This window comes from Tateyamaria sp. syn59 (assembly GCF_007995245.1).
In the GTDB taxonomy this organism is placed as follows: Bacteria; Pseudomonadota; Alphaproteobacteria; order Rhodobacterales; family Rhodobacteraceae; genus Tateyamaria.
Genome location: NZ_VCBA01000001.1, coordinates 562,088 through 583,794, shown reverse-complemented (window position 1 = coordinate 583,794; position 21,707 = coordinate 562,088). Strand labels below are relative to the sequence as shown.

Annotated in this window: 21 protein-coding genes and 1 tRNA gene; 4 read left to right on the top strand and 18 right to left on the bottom strand. The window is 61.6% G+C overall.

Going from position 1 to position 21,707, the window contains the following annotated elements; all coding sequences use genetic code 11:
• Nucleotides 1-37: 37 nt before the first annotated feature.
• From FD715_RS02950 to FD715_RS02940, 3 genes are read left to right on the top strand one after another with little or no spacing between them, the layout of a single operon-like run.
• On the top strand, nucleotides 38-685 hold the full coding sequence (locus FD715_RS02950; RefSeq protein ID WP_223274719.1) for a protein-glutamate O-methyltransferase CheR: 648 nt from the start codon (nucleotides 38-40) through the stop codon (nucleotides 683-685).
• A 9-nt stretch (nucleotides 686-694) separates the two neighbouring features.
• Nucleotides 695-1,081 (top strand): response regulator, encoded by a 387-nt coding sequence (locus FD715_RS02945; RefSeq protein ID WP_147104901.1) that lies wholly within the window; start codon nucleotides 695-697, stop codon nucleotides 1,079-1,081.
• 44 nt (nucleotides 1,082-1,125) lie between these two features.
• Nucleotides 1,126-1,425 carry a hypothetical protein gene (locus FD715_RS02940; RefSeq protein WP_189799394.1) on the top strand — a complete coding sequence of 100 codons (300 nt, stop codon included), beginning with the start codon at nucleotides 1,126-1,128 and terminating at the stop codon, nucleotides 1,423-1,425.
• 21 nt (nucleotides 1,426-1,446) lie between these two features.
• Here FD715_RS02940 and FD715_RS22725 read toward each other — a convergent pair whose 3' ends face one another.
• From FD715_RS22725 to FD715_RS02905, 7 genes are all read right to left on the bottom strand, one after another.
• Nucleotides 1,447-1,776, bottom strand: a complete 330-nt coding sequence (locus tag FD715_RS22725; protein ID WP_223274709.1) for a chemotaxis protein CheD — start codon at nucleotides 1,774-1,776, stop codon at nucleotides 1,447-1,449.
• 179 nt (nucleotides 1,777-1,955) lie between these two features.
• On the bottom strand, nucleotides 1,956-2,939 hold the full coding sequence (locus tag FD715_RS02930; protein WP_147104892.1) for a chemotaxis protein CheB: 984 nt from the start codon (nucleotides 2,937-2,939) through the stop codon (nucleotides 1,956-1,958).
• A gap of 222 nt (nucleotides 2,940-3,161) precedes the next feature.
• Nucleotides 3,162-3,716: a sulfopyruvate decarboxylase subunit beta gene (comE, locus tag FD715_RS02925; protein ID WP_147104889.1), complete on the bottom strand. Its 555-nt coding sequence runs from the start codon at nucleotides 3,714-3,716 to the stop codon at nucleotides 3,162-3,164.
• Nucleotides 3,713-4,219 carry a sulfopyruvate decarboxylase subunit alpha gene (gene comD, locus FD715_RS02920; protein ID WP_147104886.1) on the bottom strand — a complete coding sequence of 169 codons (507 nt, stop codon included), beginning with the start codon at nucleotides 4,217-4,219 and terminating at the stop codon, nucleotides 3,713-3,715. Before comD ends, comE begins: the two co-directional genes overlap by 4 nt.
• A 19-nt stretch (nucleotides 4,220-4,238) precedes the next feature.
• Complete coding sequence (locus FD715_RS02915; RefSeq protein WP_147104883.1) at nucleotides 4,239-5,213, bottom strand: zinc-binding dehydrogenase; 975 nt, start codon at nucleotides 5,211-5,213, stop codon at nucleotides 4,239-4,241.
• A gap of 54 nt (nucleotides 5,214-5,267) precedes the next feature.
• Nucleotides 5,268-6,575 carry a histidinol dehydrogenase gene (hisD, locus tag FD715_RS02910; protein WP_147104880.1) on the bottom strand — a complete coding sequence of 436 codons (1,308 nt, stop codon included), beginning with the start codon at nucleotides 6,573-6,575 and terminating at the stop codon, nucleotides 5,268-5,270.
• A gap of 203 nt (nucleotides 6,576-6,778) precedes the next feature.
• A complete protein-coding gene (locus tag FD715_RS02905; protein ID WP_147104877.1) occupies nucleotides 6,779-9,004 on the bottom strand; it encodes an NADP-dependent isocitrate dehydrogenase in 2,226 nt (741 codons plus the stop codon).
• A gap of 294 nt (nucleotides 9,005-9,298) precedes the next feature.
• Between FD715_RS02905 and FD715_RS02900 the strand changes: the two genes are divergently transcribed.
• Complete coding sequence (locus FD715_RS02900) at nucleotides 9,299-9,682, top strand: hypothetical protein (protein WP_147104874.1); 384 nt, start codon at nucleotides 9,299-9,301, stop codon at nucleotides 9,680-9,682.
• Here the strand turns inward: FD715_RS02900 and FD715_RS02895 are convergent.
• The 11 genes from FD715_RS02895 to FD715_RS02845 all read right to left on the bottom strand — a co-directional run bounded on the left by FD715_RS02895 (nucleotide 9,679) and on the right by FD715_RS02845 (nucleotide 21,692).
• Nucleotides 9,679-10,233, bottom strand: a complete 555-nt coding sequence (locus tag FD715_RS02895; protein WP_147104871.1) for a pyridoxamine 5'-phosphate oxidase family protein — start codon at nucleotides 10,231-10,233, stop codon at nucleotides 9,679-9,681. The two genes, FD715_RS02900 and FD715_RS02895, sit on opposite strands and share 4 nt — an antisense overlap.
• On the bottom strand, nucleotides 10,226-11,266 hold the full coding sequence (locus FD715_RS02890) for a lipocalin-like domain-containing protein (protein ID WP_147104868.1): 1,041 nt from the start codon (nucleotides 11,264-11,266) through the stop codon (nucleotides 10,226-10,228). The genes FD715_RS02895 and FD715_RS02890 overlap by 8 nt, the downstream gene beginning before the upstream one ends.
• Nucleotides 11,256-13,625 (bottom strand): ABC transporter permease, encoded by a 2,370-nt coding sequence (locus FD715_RS02885; RefSeq protein WP_147104865.1) that lies wholly within the window; start codon nucleotides 13,623-13,625, stop codon nucleotides 11,256-11,258. Before FD715_RS02885 ends, FD715_RS02890 begins: the two co-directional genes overlap by 11 nt.
• Nucleotides 13,622-14,293: an ABC transporter ATP-binding protein gene (locus FD715_RS02880; protein WP_147104862.1), complete on the bottom strand. Its 672-nt coding sequence runs from the start codon at nucleotides 14,291-14,293 to the stop codon at nucleotides 13,622-13,624. Before FD715_RS02880 ends, FD715_RS02885 begins: the two co-directional genes overlap by 4 nt.
• Nucleotides 14,290-15,621 carry an AarF/ABC1/UbiB kinase family protein gene (locus tag FD715_RS02875; RefSeq protein ID WP_147104858.1) on the bottom strand — a complete coding sequence of 444 codons (1,332 nt, stop codon included), beginning with the start codon at nucleotides 15,619-15,621 and terminating at the stop codon, nucleotides 14,290-14,292. The genes FD715_RS02880 and FD715_RS02875 overlap by 4 nt, the downstream gene beginning before the upstream one ends.
• A gap of 126 nt (nucleotides 15,622-15,747) precedes the next feature.
• Nucleotides 15,748-15,837 (bottom strand) — tRNA-Ser (locus tag FD715_RS02870).
• A gap of 58 nt (nucleotides 15,838-15,895) precedes the next feature.
• The gene (locus FD715_RS02865; RefSeq protein ID WP_147104855.1) at nucleotides 15,896-16,615 is read right to left on the bottom strand and encodes an alanyl-tRNA editing protein; all 720 of its coding nucleotides are present in this window, start codon (nucleotides 16,613-16,615) and stop codon (nucleotides 15,896-15,898) included.
• On the bottom strand, nucleotides 16,612-19,038 hold the full coding sequence (locus FD715_RS02860; RefSeq protein WP_147104853.1) for a DUF3772 domain-containing protein: 2,427 nt from the start codon (nucleotides 19,036-19,038) through the stop codon (nucleotides 16,612-16,614). The genes FD715_RS02865 and FD715_RS02860 overlap by 4 nt, the downstream gene beginning before the upstream one ends.
• Nucleotides 19,038-20,072, bottom strand: coding sequence for a cysteine synthase A (locus FD715_RS02855; RefSeq protein ID WP_147104850.1), 1,035 nt, complete (start codon nucleotides 20,070-20,072; stop codon nucleotides 19,038-19,040). The genes FD715_RS02860 and FD715_RS02855 overlap by 1 nt, the downstream gene beginning before the upstream one ends.
• A 68-nt stretch (nucleotides 20,073-20,140) precedes the next feature.
• Nucleotides 20,141-21,247, bottom strand: a complete 1,107-nt coding sequence (locus tag FD715_RS02850; protein WP_147104847.1) for an NUDIX domain-containing protein — start codon at nucleotides 21,245-21,247, stop codon at nucleotides 20,141-20,143.
• Between the two features lie 4 nt (nucleotides 21,248-21,251).
• A complete protein-coding gene (locus tag FD715_RS02845; RefSeq protein ID WP_147104844.1) occupies nucleotides 21,252-21,692 on the bottom strand; it encodes a TrgA family protein in 441 nt (146 codons plus the stop codon).
• Nucleotides 21,693-21,707: the final 15 nt, after the last annotated feature.

Sequence of the window (21,707 nt, the reverse complement as noted above, 5' to 3'; positions counted from 1 at the left end):
CGTGACATCGACGCAAGGTATAGACGAACGCCGCTACATGATCTCGGCCCTGACGACAAATGTGTCGCAGTTCTTTCGCGAAGCACAGCATTTCGATATGCTTTGCGACGCGCTTTTGCCAACGTTCCGTGAGCGCATCAGAACAGGGCAGCGGATCAGGATTTGGTCAGCGGGCTGTTCGAACGGTCAAGAACCCTATTCGGTCGCCATGCATCTGCTGTCGCTTGAGCCATCGCTCGCAGACGCTGACTTTCGGATCCTGGCAACAGATATCGACCCGAACGTCATCGCATTTGCGCAGCAGGGAAAATATGCGCCTGCACAGCTGAAAGGCGTACCGAAATCGCATTTGCACGGTTTTACAATGGCGCATCCGGATGACGGCGGCGACCGCGTCATGTCGGAGAGATTGAAGACAGTTGTGTCGTTCCGAGAGTTGAACCTGTTTGACGACTGGCCGATGCAGTTTCCATTTGATGCGATCTTTTGCAGGAACGTGGTCATTTACTTTGATCAGCCCACGCAAGAAAGGCTCTGGCCGCGGTTCAGCACTCGTATACGTCCGGGCGGGCTGCTCTTTCTTGGGCATTCCGAGCGTATTGCAGAGCCGGGCGCACATGGATTTCGGTCATGTGGACCAACCGCATATACCAAAACGGCACCTTCTCATTTCAATTCCAGATAGGAGACGCACATGGCGTTGCGAGACCAAATACGCATTATGGTCGTTGATGATATGTCGACGAGTCGCGGGCTCCTGGTTCAAGGGCTCGAGGCATTGGGTATCCGCCACATCTTTATCGCAGCGGACGGTGTGAACGCGGTCAACGTGCTCAGCAAGACGCCCGCGCATCTTGTCATATCCGACTACAACATGCCGAACATGGATGGCCTCAAACTGCTGCACACCCTGCGCAGTGGCGCCAGAACCAAGGGCGTCGGATTTATCCTGATCACGGGTCGTACCGAACACCAGATCATTGATCACGGGCGCAAGTTGGGGATGAACAACTATCTCAAGAAACCATTTGACGCGCCACAGCTTCGTCAGTGCATTGAATCCGTGGTTGGCCCGCTGTGACCTCAAACGGACCAGACGCAGCGGCTAAACGCGCTATGGCGCGCATGTCCGGCGTGTTGGCGAAGTTAACCGATGATCTATCTACCGTTACGCATTTGGTGTCAGAATTAACTACGCTTCATGGCAATGCATTGCCCGAGGCGCACATACAGAAGCTGCAAAAACTGGACCATATTGGTCAGTCACTGCACGACCTGTCGATTATCTCAGCGATCCTGGCGGAAGTGTCCGATGGCGAACGCCATCAGGATGCACAATTGAAACTTGCCGAGTCGCGGGCGATCCTGTCATCTGACAGTTGCGCCACTGTCAGCCCGGTGGCAGGGTCGATCGAGCTTTTCTAGTCGCGGTCCCTCCGCGACATGTCAGAAGAGTTCCAGCCCGTTCCCCGTTGAAATCGGAACCGTTAGATCCGGATCGCCCGCAGCGGCATTCGTGAACTTTTGCATGACGCGTCCGGTGTTTGGCCAAAACCGAATGTTGCGCGCCATTTGTCCGCCAAGCGAATGGGTCACAACCGGAATCCCCTCCTGTTCAAGATACTGCAGTGTGAATTGCGCATTTTGCGCTCCGATATCCGACAGGCCCGAGATCATGCGCGCGCCACCAAACGCCTTGGCACACAAGTTGCGCCGCGCAGCGCCAAGTTTGACCAGGTCATTGATCAGCAATTCCATCGCATTAATGCCAGACAATGTGTGATGCGTACTGCGGCCCGGCGCGTGCGCAAGAAGCATGTGATTCATACCCCCGACACCGGCATCAGCATCCCAGAGACAGCAGGCCACGCATGACCCCAGCAAGGTTGAGATCACCAGATCTGGATCAGTGCCCGTTGCATGCTCGCCTTGCGTGATATGGATGTGCTGTTGCGTCACGTGACGGTGTCTCCGAGCAGCAGCAGGTCCGCCATCCTGGAAGGCAATTCCATCAAATCACGCTCTTCCTCTGTGGCGTCGAGTGCAAGTGCTGCTGCGGGCATGCCATAGACGGCGCATGTACGCTCCGATTGGCCCAAGGTCTTCGCGCCGTTGCGGCGCAGCATCAGCATCCCTTTTGCCCCATCATTGCCCAGCCCGGTCAGGATGATGGCGCCGACCTGCGCGCCCCACGGTGCAGCCGAGCCAAAAAGAACGTCCACAGATGGACAAAACACGTCACTGCGCCCGCGCCGTATGGCTTGAACATGCCAGCCATCGCTGTGCCAGGTCAGAACTGTTTGTGTGTCCCGCGCCGCAGCCAGCCGAACCTGACCGTCGGTCAAGCGTTCCCCATCCGCAGCGAAATCCACACTCTGATCCAGGTTCCGGTCGAGCCGCTCAATGAACCGACCAAGAAACGCATGCGGCATATGCTGTGCAATGACGATGGGCGGTCCGTTGGCAGGAAACAGTGGCAGGATGCTCTCGAGAGCCGTGACGCCACCCGTCGATGCCCCGATCAGAATGACCTTATCCGATGTTGCACAACTGGCGTGATCGGCATCCGCATCCTGCCGTGCCGCTGCGACGATCTTGTCGCACAGTCTTGCCAGCGCTTCGGGCGTGGGAATGGACGGTTTTGCAAGGCAGACGGCCGCGCCCAACGCACGCGCGCGCCGTGCGTGTTCCGTGTTGTGACGCATCTGGCTGCTCAACATCACAACCGGCATTGGACGCAGACGCATGAGGTGCGACAGAAATTCAATGCCGTCCATCCCCGGCATTTCGACATCGAGTGTCAGGACATCGGGGTTGGTTGACTTGATCACCTGCCGCGCCTCTTCCGCCGATGCGGCGGTGCCCGCAAGCTCAAGGCGCGGATCGCCGGAAATCATGCTGCCCAACCACCGCCGCATGACCTTTGAATCGTCGATCACAACAACCCGGTGTGGTTTGCGTTCGACGGTTGAGGAGACGTGTATACCCACCGCGCTATGCCAAGGCTGCCGCGTACCGGTGTATTGTTTCTTGGGAGACCGCAACGCGCAAAGTGATCTGTCCACCAGTGTGCCAAAACATTGGCTGACAGCTTAAGATCCGCGCATGAACGCCGTGTTAATGGCGGTGCCCAAAATCAGACGGGCACCGCATGACGTCTGTCAGGCGCTGACGGCTTTCATAAACCGATCCTTGATGACGACCGGATCCATCGTAATCACCGGCATCTTGGCGTTGCCGCTGTCGCACTTTACAACCATCACCGTCATCTTTCGCTCGGCGATGGCTTTTTCCAAGGCAGGCCCGGTATCCACGTCCATCACCTCGACAACATTGTCACAACCAGCGGCCCGCGCCATGCCCGCAAGGGACGTTTTCTTACCGGTATATGTCGGTTGATCGCCGGTCGAGCCATAGGAGCCGTTGTCGATGATCATCAGGATGAAGTTGTCCGCCACGTTGTTGGCGATGGTCGGTAGAGTGCAAAGGTTTGTCAGGACCGACCCGTCGCCATCTATCGAGATGACAGTCTTGTCCTGCGCCAGCGCCAGGCCCAGCCCGATCGAGGAGGCTAGGCCCATGGTGCCCAGCATGTAGAAATTCGTGGGTTGATCGTCGATGGCATGCAGCTCCTGGCTGGGTATGCCGATGTTGCAGACCACCAGCTGGTCACGAAGAATGGGCGCAATCTCTTTGAGGATTTCAGAACGGATCATTGGTCGCCATAGCCTCCCCAGAAGTTGGCGTCGGTCAGGATCGCCACGGGTTTGTTGCACATGAAGGTGTATTTCAGAATCATATCCAGCTCTTCCACATCCTTCTGTTGGTGGAAGTGGTAGGTCGGGATGTTCATCTGCGCGAGCAGCGCCTTGGTGTGGATCGCCATCTCGACCTGGCAGGCGACGGGTTCACGCAGTTCGCCGCGATACGAAATGAGCATAGGCAGCGGCATCCGGTAGTATTGGATCAGCGTCGCCAGCGTGTTGATCGTCACGCCTATGGCCGTGTTCTGCATGATGATGGCGGGCCGTTTGCCGCCCATCCATGCGCCGGCGCAAAGGCCCATGCCCTCGTCTTCCTTGTTCGACGGGATATGGAAAATGTCGTCGCGGTTGTCGATTTCCTCAATCACCCCCGCAAGCTGCTTGCACGGCACGGTGGTTACGAATGAAATGTCATTCGCCACCAGGTCGTCAGTGATCTTCTTGTCTATGTCCATCTGTTTGCAATCTCCGGCATCAGGGGTGCAGAATAATTTTCGGGGCAGCGACACGGCCTGCGCGCAAATCGGCAAAGGCGGCGGCGCCATCGGACAGGCCGCGCTGTTCGGTCCAGTCGAGCGGGCCAAGACGACCATCGAAAATGGCGGCGCAGGTGTCGCGGAAGTCTTGAGGTGTGTAGGTGTAGGTGCCTATGAACGTGATCTCTTGCAAGGTCATGCGGCGGATATCGAGGCCGCCAAGATCTTCGCCCAGACCGATGTGGACGATGACGCCGCCGGGCTCGGTCAGTGACGACGCAATCTCGCGCGTGGCGGCGTAACCGACGGCGTCGACGACCATGCCGTATTCGCCTGTCCCCGCGGGGACAGATGGAATAAGGCACTGATTTTCAACGAACTGGCGTCGTGTTTCGTTGGGTTCGGCAATGGTGACATCCCCCAAACCCTGTGCTCTGAGCGCGAGTGCCGCCGCCACTCCTATTGCACCTCCACCGAGCACGAGCGCCGAGCGCGTCGCACCGGGATCGAGCGCTGCCAAACCCAATCGTATGGAGTGCCAGCTGACAGCCAGAGGCTCTGCCAGAGCCGCTTTGTCAAAGGGAACGTGATCGGGCACTGTCACGAGATTGCTGGGCCGCATGACGACGAGTTCGGCAAAGGCGCCTTCTCGCGGCGGCATCGAGATGATCTTGCGCTCGGGACACAGGTTTTCGCGCCCCGAACGGCAATAGCGGCAGACACCGCACCCAACGAGGGGATTGATGGTCACCCGCTCACCGTCGCGCGGTCCGCCAACAATTGTGCCCGCCGCTTCATGGCCCAGGATCAATGGCGCCGGGCGGCGGTCGTCATGGCCCAGATAGGCGTGCATATCGGACCCGCAGATGCCCGACGATGCAATGCGCACCAACTCTTGGCCTGCGTCAGGTACTGCATCCGCGACATCGCGAAACCGCAGCGTCTCAACGCCTTCATAGACCAATGCCTTCATCTCACAGCCTCCCCGGCTGCATCGTAGCAGTCACAGGAACCGTGGGGAACGGCATCACTCATTGGCGCTGAGGTCGAAGTTCTCACCCGGAAAGTACTTGGCCAGCCGCACATCCGCAGAGCGGGCGTGGCCCTCCATCCCTTCGAGACGCGAGATGCGCGCGGTCGCCTCGGCCACAGGTTTCGACCCTTCGCGCGTTGCGCGCTGCCAGGTGACGATCTTCATGTACTTATGGACAGACAGGCCACCGGTGTAGTTCGCTGCACCCGACGTTGGCAGAACGTGGTTGGTGCCCGAGGCTTTGTCGCCGTACGACACCGTCGTTTCTTCACCCAGAAACAGCGAGCCGTAGCAGGTAAGCCGAGCCAGCCACCAATCCAGATCCTCCGCCTGCACCGTGAGGTGTTCGGGAGCATAATCATCGGAACAGGCCGCCATCTCTTCGCGGTCGGCGCACAAGATCACCTCCGCATAATCACGCCACGCCGCAGTGGCGTTTTCGCGGTTCACGTCCGGCAAATCCTCGATCAGTTTGGGCACCATCTCCATCACCGTCTCGGCCAGATCCCGGCTGTCGGTGACCAGCCAAACGGGCGAGTTGTAGCCATGTTCGGCCTGGCTGACCAGGTCGGTGGCCACGATATGCGCATCCGCCTGCCCGTCAGCCAGGATCAGGCTGTCGGTTGGGCCCGCGATCATGTCGATACCGACGCGGCCAAAGAGGATGCGTTTGGCTTCTGCCACAAACTGGTTGCCGGGACCGACAAGGATGTTCGCCTTGGGCAGGCCGAACAGTCCAAAGGTCATCGCGGCCACACCCTGCACGCCGCCCATCGCCATGATCTTGTCCGCACCGCAGATATGCGCGGCGTAGACGATGGCAGGGGCAATGCCCACACCGGGGCGCGGCGGCGAACATGCGGTGATATGCTTGCAGCCTGCGACTTTGGCCGTGGTGACAGTCATGATGGCGCTGGCCACGTGGCTGTAGCGCCCGCCGGGCGCATAGCAGCCCGCCGCGTCCACCGGGATCGCCTTTTGGCCCGCAATCAGGCCCGGCACGATCTCAAGTTCGACATCGGCGACCGTGGCCTTTTGCGTTTCAGCAAAGCGGCGCACGTTGTCGTGGGCGAATTGGATGTCGGCCTTCAGCTTGTCGGGGACAAGGGCACAGGCCGCTTCGATCTCTTCCGGGGTCAACAGGATGTTGCCCTCGTATTTGTCGAATTTGGCCGCGTATTCCAGCGCCGCCTCATCCCCGCGCGCCTCGATGTCGCTCAGAATGCCGGTGACGATATCGTGGACGTCCGACGCGCCGGAGGTCGCGGTCAATGTTGCTTTCTTTAGGTATTCGCGTGCCATGCCGTGCCCTGAACGATGTCTGATTGCGCGCACGCTAGGGCGAGGGTGCGGGGCGACGCAAGATCATCCCGGACGCCATTTGCGAGTTTCAAAAACAAATCGGCCCACCTTTCGAAAACCGAAAGATGGGCCGGTGTTTTGTCTCAATTTCAGTTGTTTCGCAGATGCAGCATTCACATCCCGAATACTGACACCGGGTCAGATCAGCCGTCGATCAAGGCGTTGAGCGTGCTTGACGGACGCATGACAGCCGCGACCTTGGCGTCGTCTGTGTTGTAGTACCCGCCAAGGTCCACGGCAGCGCCACGACCGGTCATCATCTCGGTCGCGATGGTGTCCGCCTGCCCGCTCAGTGCACCCGCCAACTCGGCAAAGGTGGCTGACAGCGCCGCATCATCGTTTTGACCTGCAAGCGCTTCAGCCCAGTACAGCGCGAAGAAGAAGTGGCTGTCGCGGTTGTCGGGCTGACCCACCTTGCGACCGGGCGACTTGCCTTCGGCCAGCAACTTGATGATGGCCGCATCCGCCGCGTCGCCCATGACCTTCGCCTTCGCATTCCCATGGGCGTCGCCAAAAAAGCGCAGGCTTTCCGCGATGGCGCAGAACTCACCCAAGCTGTCCCAACGCAGGTGATTTTCTTCCATCAACTGCTGAACGTGCTTGGGAGCGGACCCGCCCGCACCGGTTTCGAACATGCCGCCGCCGTTCATCAGTTTGACGACCGACAACATCTTGGCCGAGGTGCCAACCTCAAGGATCGGAAACAGGTCCGTCAGGTAGTCGCGCAGCACGTTGCCTGTGATGGCGATGCAGTTGTCGCCCTTGGTGATGACCTCAAGCGCGTGGCGTGTGGCAGCTGCGGGGGCCATGATCTGGAACGTATCTGCCTTGCCTTTCGCCTCAAGGATCGGCGTGATCATCTTGATCAGTTCGGCATCATGCCCGCGCGTTTCATCCAGCCAAAAGACCGACGCGTAACCGGTTGTCGCCTCGCGGGAAATCGCCAGATCGACCCAGTTCAGAACCGCTTCCTTGCGGGTCGAGGCCATGCGCCAGATGTCGCCCGCTTCAACCTCATGGCTGGTGAGCACGTTACCGTTGGCCGCGATCACCTTGACCGTACCATCGGCGGGAATTTCAAACGTGGTCGGATGCGAGCCGTATTCCTCGGCCTTCTTCGCCATCAGACCGATGTTCTGCACGGTGCCCGCGGTGGTGGGGTCAAGCGCGCCGTTGGCTTTGAAGAAGTCCACCGTCTCGGCATAGACCGGCGCGTAAGAGCTGTCGGGGATCACGCAGTTCGTGTCGCCCTCTTTGCCATCCGGGCCCCAGCCTTTGCCGCCTGCGCGCAGCACAGCGGGCATCGAGGCGTCGATGATCACATCCGAGGGCACGTGCAGGTTGGTGATGCCCTTGTCCGAGTTCACCATATACATGGGCGGGCGGTCAGCCATGACGGCGTCGATCTCGGCTTGGATCTCGGCGCCCTTGCCCATGCCTGCGATGACCTCAAGCATGGTGCCAAGGCCCGAATTCGGGTTGACGCCAGCAGCCGTGAATTCCGCCTCGTACTTGTCGAAGACCGGCTTGAGATACGCGCGCACGGCATGACCAAAGATGATCGGATCTGACACCTTCATCATCGTTGCTTTCATATGCAACGAAAACAGAGTGCCGTCTGCCTTGGTGTCCTCGATGGCTTTCGCGAGGAAATCCATCAATGCCGCGCGAGACATGAATGTGGCGTCGACAATGGCGCCCTCGGGCATGTCGATCCCGTCCTTTAGCACCGTCACGGTCCCATTGGCTGCCGTATGCTCAATCTTCAACGCACCGGCTTGTGCAGCGCTCAACGTGACGGACATCTCGTTCGAGCGGAAGTCATTGGCGCCCATCGTGGACACCTTGGTTTTGCTGTCAGACGTCCACACGCCCATCGAATGCGGATTGTCCTTGGCGTAGGCCTTGACGGCGGCAGGCGCGCGACGGTCCGAGTTGCCCTCACGCAGAACCGGATTCACAGCCGACCCCTTGATCGTGTCGTAACGCGCGCGAATGTTCTTTTCCTCGTCGGTCGCGGGCGCCTCGGGATAGTCGGGCACATCGTACCCCTGCCCCTGCAACTCCTTAATCGCTGCCTGAAGTTGCGGGACCGAGGCCGAGATGTTCGGCAATTTGATCACGTTTGCCTGCGCGGTGGTCACCAATTGACCCAGGGCTGCCAGATCGTCGCTTTGCGCCTGTTCGGCCGTCAGGCGTTCGGGGAACGTGGCCAAGATACGCCCCGCAACCGAGATGTCGCGCGTGGACACATCAATGCCCGCCGCAGAGACGAACTTGCGCACGATGGGCAACAGTGAGGCCGCCGCCAGTTGCGGCGCTTCGTCGGTGACGGTGTAGATGATATCGGGTGCGGCGTCGTGGGACATGGGGCGATCTTTCGCTTGTTTCGGGTTCGGGCGTCCGGTGCGCTTTCTGCACACCATAGTATACCGTGCAGATAACGGGTCATGCGCACAGGCTCAATGCCAGTCATGCAGGCGCGACAATTGTATCCGATCTGCGTTTTGGGCGCGCATGAAATGTCGTTGCTCTGCGGTGTGTGCTTTCAACATACCACCGACACGAGACGAGATGCACAAAGCTCGCGGAGCGGTTGAAATCCCTCAAAGTTTTTATACCGCACAGTTGACGTACTTGATTTCAGCCGCAATGCTTAAAAAATGAGCGGATTAAAAACAATGATAGCCGCCGGAGCAGTCATATGCGGCATGTCAGGCGCAGCACCGGCGCATGACGACCTTGCCTACACGTTTGCCGAATGCGCGGGCCGCTTCTCTGCTGAAATGGAACATGCGTGGTTGATGAACGACCCCGGCGCATCGGATATCGCGGCCGACAGGTCTTCTTTTGTCATGCTGACCTCCGCCACGATGGCCCCGAACGACGGGCGCAGCATCCTCAGTCACAGGATTGACGTGAAACTGGCGCACGCCGCCTTGTTGCAGCAGGCCACCTTCGGCACAACGCCTGCCCGTGCCCGATCCGCGCAGAAGGTCGCCCAGCGGCATATCGCGACCTGTCGCACGTTGCTCTTGGGCAGCTAGGGCGCCAGCCAGGTCCCTGCCCACCCGTCACTGCGCACATAGGCCGCGCGACGATGCCGTTTGCCAAGATGCACGAGGTCAATGTGATCGACCGTGCAGCGCAGAACAGCGAACCGCGTCTGATCGGGTGGCTTTTCGTAATCATAGACGTCGTCGATGGGCATGCCGGGATCAGGCACCGTTCCATATGATACGCGTGAGGCGGGCGGTACCTTGGACCATGCCTCCTCCACCGCGCTGCCCCTCAGGATCGCGACCGTCGTTGTCAGCCGGATTTGCAGGTTCGACTTGGGCAGCCAGACATGCAATGCAGCCACCGGCGACGCTTGAAGGGCGGTGACCTTGGGTGTCACGATGTCGGTATGCACCTCCAGCACCGCCTCTGCCTGCGCGGCATGCCGCAAGGCCACTGTGCGCGCTTCGGGCACGCCGCCCGGTGACACGGTTGCAAAGGTCGGGTAGCGGGCAGGCGACCGGCTGTCGGCCACGCCGCGGCGCAACAGCTGCCACGCATCCTCGAGGAACGCGGCCAGATTGGCGGGGTCACTCATATCCCGTCATCTCCAAATATCCGACACCGGTGTGACTGCCAGAAATGCGCACCGGTCCCTCCCAATAGGGGATACTCAGCGGCATCCAAGCGTCTTGGTTCACGGCCTCCACCCGCGCATCCACGCCTTTGTCGGGCAGGCGTATGCGCCACGCGGTCGGCACCTCCCGACCCACGACAGAGGTCACGTCCAGCGGCTCTGCCACAAAGGCGCCATCGGGATAGGCGGTGGTCGATCCGTCAGCCTCAATCCAGGTGGAGGCGCTGAACCGCGTGCCGTCACGCTGGCGCAATTGAAAGCCCATCATCTTGTCGCCGCTGTCAAAGGACAGCGAAAACCAATCCCATCCGGTCTGGTTGTCGGACAGTGGCTGAGACGACCATTCACGGTCCAGCCACGCCTGACCCGTGACCTCTACTGGCCCATCCGGAAGCGTCAGCGTGCCTTTGATGTCGTAGAAGGGCTGCGAGTAATAGTAGCTCGCCTGCCCTTCCGCGGATTTGACGGAAAAGCCGCCCTGCCCCTGAAACACCAGCGGCCCCTGCGCCTCAAGCGCCATATCATAGCCAAACTCCGGCCCCTGGGCGCGCAAGGTCACGGCATCGAGCGTCGGTCCCTCCATCACCCATTCGTCGATCCAGGCCCGAAACGGCTCTGCTTCTACACCGGCGAGGCCCGTCCCGCCGCGCGCAAACCGTTCGGTTGCGAAATGCGCCGCGGGCGTGGTCACGGCAGCATGGGCGAACCACACCTGTGGCGACTGCCACCCGGCCGCCTCACCCGGCGCAAGCGCCGACCGAAACAGTGTCCATTGCAAACCATAGGCCGTGCCCTGCGCGTCCTTCAGATTGGCCGTCAGATACCACCATTCGATGCGGTAGTCCGGGTGCGGGCCGTGATCGGCCGGAAAGTCAAAAACGGGGTCAGGCTGCGGGATGGCAAAGCCCTCTGCATCGGTGCCGAGACCGGCAAACCCCTGCGCCAGCGCTGCAAAGGGCCATAACAGGACCAGCAACAGAACCTTAGCGTTCATGGGCAAACACCTTCAGCAGCGCATTTGGTGGCGTCCGCATCAAACGCCATGCAGGCCAAGCCGCCGCCGCCACAGCGGCCAGCAATGCATAGAGCCCAAGGCGCGTATAATCGCCGGGAAACAGAAACATCGGCAGGCGCCAGCCAAAGGCCTCGACATTGATGACGGCCAGCAGCACCCAGGCCAGCCCCAGACCCACCGGCAGGGCAAAAAGGAACACCACGGCGGCAAACACAACCGTACGCAACAACTCCAGCCGCCCGATGGTGCGCCGCGTCAGGCCCAGTGCCCAGACAGGCGCCAATTGCGGAACGCGCAAATCGGCCAGCGTGAGCAGGCTCATCAACATCGCAAACCCCGCCACGGTCAGCGTCAGCACATTCAGGGCAGCCGTGACGGTAAAGGTGCGCTCGAACACCTGCAGCGAGAACGCTTTGAGCGCCGCCTGATCCGTGATCGCGCTGTCCGACACATCCAGATCGTCAGTCAAAATGCGCCGCATGGCAGCAATGTCATCCGTGCGCACACCGAACTGCCGCGGGCGCACCTCCGGGTACAGCGTGCGGAACAGATCTTCGCTCACGATCACCTGCCCCTTGGGATTGCCGTAATCGGCGACAATCGCGGCAATCGGTAAAGGCACGCCCGGCGCAACCTCGATCACGTCGCCCAGCCACAGGCCGCCCCGGCGCGCAAGCTGTTCATTGACCACGGCGGCCTGCGCGGCCTCCACGGCATCCCAGGCCCCGGCGCCCTCATCCAGAAACACCCAATTCTCGCGATATGTCGGTCCAACCCGAACCCCGAACAGGCGCGCGGGTTGATTGGCAATCTGCGCCTCGGCCACGAGCAGCGGCAACACGATCGCGCCCGCCTGCGCCAAACCTGCCTCCACAGCGTCCGCCTGCGTCGCGCTTTCGGTCTGGACGTAGAGTTCTGGTGCCAAACGCTGATCCAGAAAGGAGACAAAGGTCAGCCGAAAGCTCGACACCATCGTCGCCACACCGATATTGGCCGAAATGGCCAGCAGCAACGCCATGAGCGCGAGGCTTAGACCGGGCAATTGTTGTCGCGTGTCGGCCCAGAACCAGCGTGCCACCGGCGAATGCGTCCTCCGCTCAGCCATGCGCAACAGCGGCGCGATCAGAACCGGCAGGATCAGGGCGGCCCCGATCAGGAAACAGCCCAAGAGGGCAAAACCGGCAAGCAGTCCCTGCCCGCCCACACCCAGCGCGAGCGCCCCGGCAAACAACGCTGCCGCGCACACGGCCTGCGCCCGCTGCGCCCGGCGCGATGACATCGCCCAGGCGCGTGGACGCGCACTGGCCAAAAGCGGCATGCGGGCAATCTGCGCCAGCGTGACCCCCGCCGCCGAAAGCGCCCCCAGCACAGCAATGGCCAGGCCGGACCCCCACCAAGACACGCGAAACTGCAAACTGCCCGACACGTCGGCTCCGTAAAGCCCGCGCAAGGTCACCGCGACATCCGGCAACAGGGCCGCCGCGATGACGTATCCCAGAATGACGCCCAGACCTGCGCCGATGAGAGCAAGGATCAAAACCTCGACCACCATCAAGGTGATCAGCCGCGGCAGCGGCACACCAAGCGCGCGCAGCGTCCGGACCACCCCGCGCCTCTGCTCAAAGGCAAGGCCAATGGTGCTGTAGACGATAAACAGGCCCACCGCAAAGCTAAGCAAGCCAAAGGCTGTCAGGTTGAGGTGAAAGCTGTCCGTCAACTCGCCCACATCCGCTGTCTGGCTTGCGGGTTGCAGGCGCAAATGCGGCGTGACATCGGCTAGCGGCGGTTGCACCAGCGGCTGGTTCGGTTGCACGAGCAAGCGGCTCAGATCCGTGCGTTCCAACACGCGTTGCGCCACACCGATGTCCGTCACGGCCAGGTTGGGCGCGATGCTCGCGTCCACAGCCACCGACAGATCGACAGGCAGCTTGGCGGCCGTCTCTGCGTTCGCAAAGATGCGGTCTTCACTCAACAGGCCCGCCAGATCGCCATCCTGCCCAGCACCAAAGCCCGCGGGCGAGGACAGCGGGTCGATGCCCAGCAGGCGCACGTCGCCCACGCGCCCCTCAATCACCGGTGCCACCAGCCAGCCTGCCCGCCGGAGGGCGACGAAATCGGCTTGTTCGATGCGGTCGCCAGACACCGGCACAATCTGGTCGAACTGGCCCTCGCCCAGCGTTGACGCAGCGGCATCATAACTGGCGCGCGCCTCCGCGTTGATCGCCTGCACGCCAGACCAGAGCGCGGTTGCCAAAGCGAGGCCCGCCAGAAAGGCAAAAAGCTGGAGCGGATTGCGCCGCCAATGCGACATGAGCGCTGCGAGGCAGGCGCGCGTCATTCAACCTGCCCCCGGCTCAGATGCAGGCGACGGTCCATCCGCGCGGCAATACCCGGTGAATGCGTAACAAGCAGCAGCCCGGCGCCGGTGTCTGCGACAAGTGCCAAAAGCTGCTCCAACACCTCGCCCGCCGTGCCTTCGTCAAGGTTGCCGGTCGGTTCATCGGCAAGCAGGACGCGCGGGCGCGCCGCCAGCGCACGGGCAATGGCCACCCGCTGTTGCTGACCACCTGACAGCGCCTCGGGGTATTTCTTCAGTTGTTCGGACAGCCCGAGCTTTGCAACCAAATGATCGACGAACTGCGCATCGACGCGCCCGGCCAACCGGGCCTGAAACGCGATGTTGTCCGCAACGTTCAATGACGGGATCAGATTGAACTGCTGAAAGACGACGGCGATATCCTTGCACCGCACCGCCGCACGCTCGGTATCCGTCATCGGGACCAGGTCCTGGCCTGCGACGCGCACCTGCCCCGCATCCGCCGTCTCCAGCCCGCCCGCAATGTGCAAGAGCGTGCTCTTGCCGCTGCCGGACTCACCTGTGAGGGCAAGCGTCTCACCGGGGTTGAGGTGCAAGTCCACACCGCGCAGCACGGGCACAGCATCAGCGCCAACGGCATAGGACTTCGTAACACCGCTCAGATGCAGGACGGGTGCGGCCTCTGTCATGCAGGCTCCGCAAAGGGTGCAATCATCTCGGCCACCGGAACGCGCGCCCTCAAGCGGCGCGCCAAAAGAAACATGCCCGCAACCTTGCGCTGCACGTAAAGCAAATCCATCGGCACGGGCGGCGGCACAAAACCGTCACGGGCAAGGCTTTCGCCCATGTGCTGCAACCGGCGCGACAGGTCGGACGCAGCCAGATCGAGGACCGGATGCGCACGCAGCTCGTCAAAGACCAGCATGATCATGTCGAGGATGCGTGTGCGGAACTCAGGCGCAACGGTCAGCGGGACCAATCCCATCTCGGCAACGATGTCGGACACCTCTTCACGTGCGTCCTGCATGCCCGAACGGATCAGCGCCAGCATCTGGTCGGCCAGACCAGACGGCACCGTTCGGGTTGCGCCAAAATCCAGCAAGACGATGCGCCCCGATGTCGGGTCGAACCTGTAATTGGCAAAGTTCGGATCTGTCTGCATTATGCCGAACTCGAAAAGCTCGCGCAGAACCAGATGGCACAGGTCGTGCATCACGCGATCACGCGTGTCCTGCGGCGCACCCTCTACGCTTTCGATGGCATCGGAGCCAACAAAGGACATCGCAAGGACACGCTCGGTGCTGAGCGGCGCATGAACACGCGGCAGGACAAAGCTGTCGTCGTCGCCCAGCAATCCGATGAAATGCTCCAGGTGGGCGGCCTCGGCACCATAATCAGCCTCTTCCCGCAATTGCGCGCGCGCCTCATCCAGGTAAGGTTCCAGCGCAAAACCTTCGGGCAGCAAGCCGGACAGACGGATCAATCGCCCGATATTGGCGACATCGCTGTCAATGCTGCGGGCGATGCCGGGATACTGCACCTTGATCGCCAGGTCAGTGCCATCGGGCAACTGCGCACGGTGCACCTGCCCGATAGAGGCGGCGGCAATCGGGCGCACGTCAAAAGACGCAAAACGCGCGCGCCAGCCCGTGCCCCATTCCGCATTCAAAACATCGCGCAATTGCCGCGGCGGCATGAAATCCGCATCGGCCCGCAGCCGCGCCATGATGTCGGCTAGCTCGGGTGGCAGCACATCGCCCGTGTCCATCGACACAAGCTGGCCCACCTTCATGGCCGCACCGCGCATCCGCGCCAACTCGTCCGCGACACGGCGCATGTTCGCAGGCGTCAGCAGAAGGTCACGCGCATTCGGGCGCGCGCCTTGCCCCAGCTGCCGCACCCCGTCGAAGGCCATCCGCCCCGCCACGCCCGCCGCCATCGACCCCATGCGGCCAAAGCGGGTCAAACGCCCCGCCGGAACCGCCAAGGGCCGGGAAAGATGTGAGTGATCTGTCATCTGCGTCGCGTGTCCTTGCCTCAAACGGAAGCTAAGCGGCGCAGAGCGGAAATCAAACGCCCCGACAACAGCTTGCGCAAAAACCAAGAGGCATCAGCACGAACCATTTCAAACGACGGGGGTGGGTGGCGGACAGGAAGGGATTCGAACCCTCGAGACGGTCTCCCGCCTACGCACTTTCCAGGCGCGCGCCTTCGACCACTCGGCCACCTGTCCACCGCCGTCTCTATCCAATGTAGGCACCGGGATGCAAGCAGGTTCGTCGGGAAAAATCTCAGCCGTCCAGATGAAGATAGACGCGCCGGTTCATGCGCCCCTTCTTTTCGATCTTGCCGATGCGCAGGGCGCCAATCTCACCGGTCCGGGCCACATGGGTGCCGCCACAGGGTTGCAGATCAATGGTCGCCGGGCCTCCGCCAATCCGGATCAGCCTGATCTTGCCCGCCCCGCGCGGCGGTTTCACCGACAGGGTCTTCACAATGTCAGGGTTGGCATCAAGTTCGGCTTCGGTGATCCACTCGGCGCTGACGCGCGCATCGGCGGCCACGTGGTCGTTCAGAACGGCGGCAAGCGCATCCTTGTCTTCAGGCGCATCGGCCATGTCGAAGTCCAGCCGCCCGCGACCGGCGGAAATGGAGCCACCGGTCACGCCAAATGGCAAAGCAACTGACAACAGATGCAGCGCAGTATGAACACGCATATGCGCATAGCGTCGGTCCCAATCCAGCGATTGCGTGACACGCGCGCCCACGGGGGGCAAGGCGCGCGGTTCGGACGGGACAAGTACGATGCCCTCGCCCTCGCCCTTCACTGTGGTGGCGATGGTCAAGGCACCGCCGTCCCAGCGCAGTGTGCCGCTGTCACCGGGCTGCCCGCCACCGGTTGGATAGAACACGGACTGATCCAGAATGATGCCACCCTCGGGCGTATGCGCCTGCACCACACCATCCGCGTCCCGGGCATAGGCATCTTCTCGAAAAAGCGGCGTGGTCATCGCGCGTCTCCTTCACCGTCACCTTCCGGGGCGTCCGGCTCAAGATCGCTGTGGTCCATATGCTCGACAACGGGTTCGTTCTCATCGACAGGCGTCCTATCAACGTTCGCAGGCGCGACCTTTGTTTGCAGCACCTCGGGATTGCGCAGCCACACATCCCGCTGGGCAAAGGGTATCTCGATCCCTTCCTGCTGGAACCGCTCGTTGATCTGATGGTTGATCTCGTTCTTGACGGAGAGCATCCAGTTCACGTCGCGCAGGATCATGCGGATCTCAAAGTCCAGACTGTCAGCGCCAAAGCCCATGAAGAGGATCGCGGGCGGCGGGTTGGCCAGCCCCATCGGATGGGCGTCCGCAATCTCTTTCAGGATCCGTTCGACCCGACGCGTGTCGGTGCCATAAGCCACGCCGACGGGTACGATCACCCGGCCAACCGTGTTGCCACGGGTGTAGTTCGTGACCGTGCCGGAAATCAGATCGGCATTGGGCACGATCACATCGGTGCGGTCAAAGGTCTCGATCCGCGTCGACCGGACCGAGATCGAGCGGACATAGCCCATCTGCCCGCCCACTTCGATCCAGTCGCCCTCGGAAATGGGTCGCTCGATCAGCAGGATGATGCCCGAGACAAAGTTGGACACCACGGTCTGCAAACCAAAGCCGATACCCACCGACAACGCACCAGCCACGATCGCAAGGCTCGACAGGTCAATCCCGGCAGAGGTGATGGCGATCAGCGCCGCCAGGAATATCCCGACATAGCCAAGGCCGGACACAATCGCGACCTGGCCGCCCGGATCCAGCTTGGTCTTGGGCAGAACAGAGGTTTTCAGCGCGTTCTGCACCGCGCGTGTCAGCACATAGCCAATCGTAAAGACGATGATCAGAGTCAGGAAGCTGCCCGGAGAAATGGTCATATCGCCGATGGTCAGGCCCGACCGCACCCTCGCCCACACCTCGGTCAGATCGGTGACACGTGCACCCCAAATCAGCGACAGAGGGATGATGGCGATCAGAACCAGCAGGAAGCTGATCAGGGTCGGGACAAGGCTTTCACGCGCACCATCGCCGGGTCGGATGGCGGCATAGACGTCACGCACAAAGCCTTGCAGCAGCACCACCGTGCCGATCAGCGCTAGGGTCAGAATGGTTGGATAGATCAGGAACTTTGACGCCGCTCCAAATCCAAAGGCGGCGAGGAACGGGGCCAGCATCCCCACCACGATCAAGCCGCGCCCGACCGTGCCCGCGATGCGGTCGCCATACGCCACAGTTTGCTCCGGATCATCCCGGCGTGCGCGCACCTGTCGCCGCAAAAGCCACCCGAACCGGGCCAGGATCAGACCCGCAATGATGACCAGCGGGAAGTGCAAGACGGCATCCGATCCGGCGTCATATCGGTCAAAATCTGACACGCCGGCCAGCAGAACGGCCACCCCGAACACACATGCCAGAATGACGGCATAAGCCCGCCCTTCCGCGCGCCGGGTATCAGGAATGGACACCGGTGCGCGCAGCGCATCGTCCTTAGGGAACAAGCGACTGGCAAGCCAACGTGAAAAGAACAGGACGAGGCCAAAGATCTCCAAACCGTCCAGCAGAAGGTCACCCCGCGGGCCAAAAAGCTGCGTGGCACGCACCGCGCGGATAAAGGCAAACAGACCAAGCATAGGCAGTATGATCTGGCCGAGCGACACCACGAAACTGGCAACACCCGCGCTCGAACCGCCACTGCCGCGTTGAATGCGGACCGCGAGCATTTCCGTCCAATACCTGGATCGCGCCAAGAGGACGCCGCCAATCACCAGGAGGAACAGCACCAGGGGCAGGTTGTCGCTGGCGTTCGATCTGCGGGACGGATTTTGCCAGGATTGGCGTATGCCCGTCACAAGTGCGGTGAAGGACTCCTGCGCGTGCCGTAACGCGGCTGGCCAATTGCCCGGATTGACCGGCCACGGCCCCATGTTCAACAGCTCTTCGGTCTGCCTGTCGCGCAGGATGCCGTCGATCTCGGTGATGATGCCGTTCGCACGGCTGAATGCCTCTTCGGCGGTGCGGCGCGGTGTGCTGAGCCGCTCCAGCTGCGTATTCAGCTCGGCCCGGCGGTTGGCGATTTCAGTGGCTTCGTCCTGCCCTTCCTCGGGCGCAGGACCCAGGGCCGCAATCTGCTCACGCAGGGTCTGCAGGCGGCTGTCATTGGCGTTCAGTTGGTTCTGAAACTGCACGCGCCAATCGGCAATCTCACTGCGAAGCGTCTCAAATGCCTGGTCCGAGGCTTCGGCGATCTCCACGGCGCGCTCTGCCCGCGTGGCCGTCGATTCCCACGCCCCATAGTCCGGTCCATTGCCTTGCGCGGCCGCAAAGGACGCAAAGAGCACAAGACAAAGTGTTAGAAGCGCGGTGCGCATCCACGCGATGATCATCAAACGTCCTCGAAAACACCAGGAATGCTGGATGGCCCTTGTTCCAGCCAGTCCGGCACCGGCAAATCCTTGCTGCGCAGGAAGTCGGGGTTGAACAGCTTCGACTGATAGCGCGTGCCAAAGTCACACAGGATCGTCACGATGGTGTGGCCCGGCCCCAGGTCCTTGGCCAACCGGATCGCACCCGCAATGTTTACGCCGGATGACGCGCCCAGGCACAGTCCCTCGTGTTCAAGCAGATCGAAGACGATGGGCAAAGCCTCTGCGTCCGACACGTTGTAGCTGAAATCAGGCGTGAACCCTTCAAGGTTCTTGGTGATGCGCACCTGCCCGATACCTTCGGCGATTGAGCCACCCTCCATCGCGATCTCACCGGTAGTGTAGTAGCTGAATAGCCCCGCACCATCCGGGTCGGCCAAACCGATCTTGACCCCCTTCGGCTGCAACACCTCGGCGACACCGGCTAGCGTGCCGCCCGAGCCCACGGCACAGATAAAGCCATCGACCTTGCCGTCGGTCTGCTCCCAGATCTCGGGCCCTGTCGTCTCGATATGTGCCTTGCGGTTGGCGACGTTGTCGAACTGGTTGGCCCAGATGGCGCCATTCGGCTCCGTCTTGGCAAGCTCCTCGGCCAAGCGCCCGGAATAGCGCACAAAATTGTTCGGATTGCGATAGGGTGCTGCGGGCACCTGCACCAGCTCGGCACCAGCCAGGCGCAGCATATCCTTCTTTTCCTGGCTCTGCGTTTCGGGGATCACAATAACGGTCTTGAACCCCATCGACGCGCCCACCAGCGCCAGTCCAATGCCAGTGTTGCCAGCCGTGCCCTCGACAATCGTACCGCCGGGGCGCAAGGCGCCGCTCGCGACAGCCTCCTGAATGATCGACAGTGCCGCGCGGTCCTTGACCGACTGACCGGGGTTCATGAACTCGGCCTTGCCCAGAATGGTACAGCCCGTCTCCTCGCTCGCCTGCCGCAACTTGATCAGGGGCGTGTTTCCAATGGCCGCGGCCAGATCAGATGCGTAGCGCATGGGGCATTCCTTCCGTCGTTCCTTCCGAGATGTAGCGGTGCAATGACGCGACCTCAAGCCGCGTCGGGTCAGGACCGTCCACGCAGCCGATCGCGGTGGCGATGCAGCCAATAGGTCAGCAGGCCAAGGGGCGCGTTGGCGATGCGCCGGTCATCCGCCATGGCCAGCAAGGCATCGAACGTGATGACATGGCTGCGGATATTCTCGCCCTCGGCCTCTTCCCCACCGATACCCGCTGCACCATCCGGCAAATCACAAAGCCCGACGAACATATGAAAGAAGTCCGTCGTCGCACCGGGCGAGGCATAGCATTCGCCCACCGGCTCAAGCGCATCAAAGGAAAGCCCGGCCTCCTCCCGCCCCTCGCGGTGCGCCGCTTCTTCCGGGGTCTCGCCGGGGTCGACCAGGCCAGCCACCGGCTCGAGCTGCCAGCGCACCGGATCCGCGCGACCAATAGGCCCCATGCGGATCTGCTCGACCAGCAAGACCCGATCCCGCACCGGATCATAAGGCAGGACAAGCGCCGCGTCCGAAGACACGAACACCCCACGCTCCATCGGCTCCGACATGGCGCCATCAAACGTCTCGTGCCGCAAGACGACATCCTCGAGCGCAAAGAAATTCACATAGCCCTGGCGGCGCGACACGATCTCGACCCGCCCGTCCAGAACATCGCGGCCATGCCGACCCGACTGCGCCAGCACCTTGCTCCAGGCACGCGCCCGGATGCGGGGGAAGCGTGCGGCAATGACGGCCGGGCTCAGATGACCATAGCCCGCCATGGCCTCTTGCGCCGCCCACAGGGTCATCTCGGCCCATTTCGCCTGCCATGCCTCAAAGTCCCATATCGCATCCGTGGCAGAGACGTCCGGCCCCGGCACAAAGACATGCGCCTCTTCCCCCGATGCCAGCACAACGGGCGTCAGTTCGTAGTCAAAACCACCCTCGTAGAAATTGAGGCGCGCAACCTCGTCTTCCGTCACATCCCGCATGGCGATCCCATGCGTCAACGCGCCGGTTGCTGCGCGCAAGACAGGATACAGACCGTCCGGCGACGCATTGGCCACGTAGCCTGGCAGCGCCGCTGCAGCAAAATCAAGCGGCCCCTCGCGCCCCATAACGCAGTCCAAAAGGGGCACATATTGCAACGTGCCATAGAAGAAAACTGTGGTCATCGCCCTATCGCCAGGTGCGCCAGGCGTATTCGGTCAACACGCCAGAGATGACCCCGCCGGCCAGCAAAGTCGCCCAAATCGGTATCGTGGCCATCAACAGGGCCCATTCCGCACCGATCTGAAAGATGGCGACGATGGCCTCGAATGCACCATCATAGCGGTTCTTCATGGCCACGCGCACCATCTCGTTGCAAGACTGAATGAACAGCCCCCAGAACACCATGACCACCGGTCCCGTCAGACCGACATTCACTGCAGATGTCATGCCCCGGCCCGCGCGGGTGCCGATCACCATCCAGCCGGAAATGAAGCCGACGGCCACGTTGACATAGACGAACCAGCCGAAATTCTTGTCTTCCTCGAACAGCGGCATGATCATGCCGGACACGACAAAGGCCAGGATCGCCAGGCACACGCCACCGACAAGTTTGGCTGCGTCAGGCATCGTTCAGGTCTTTCA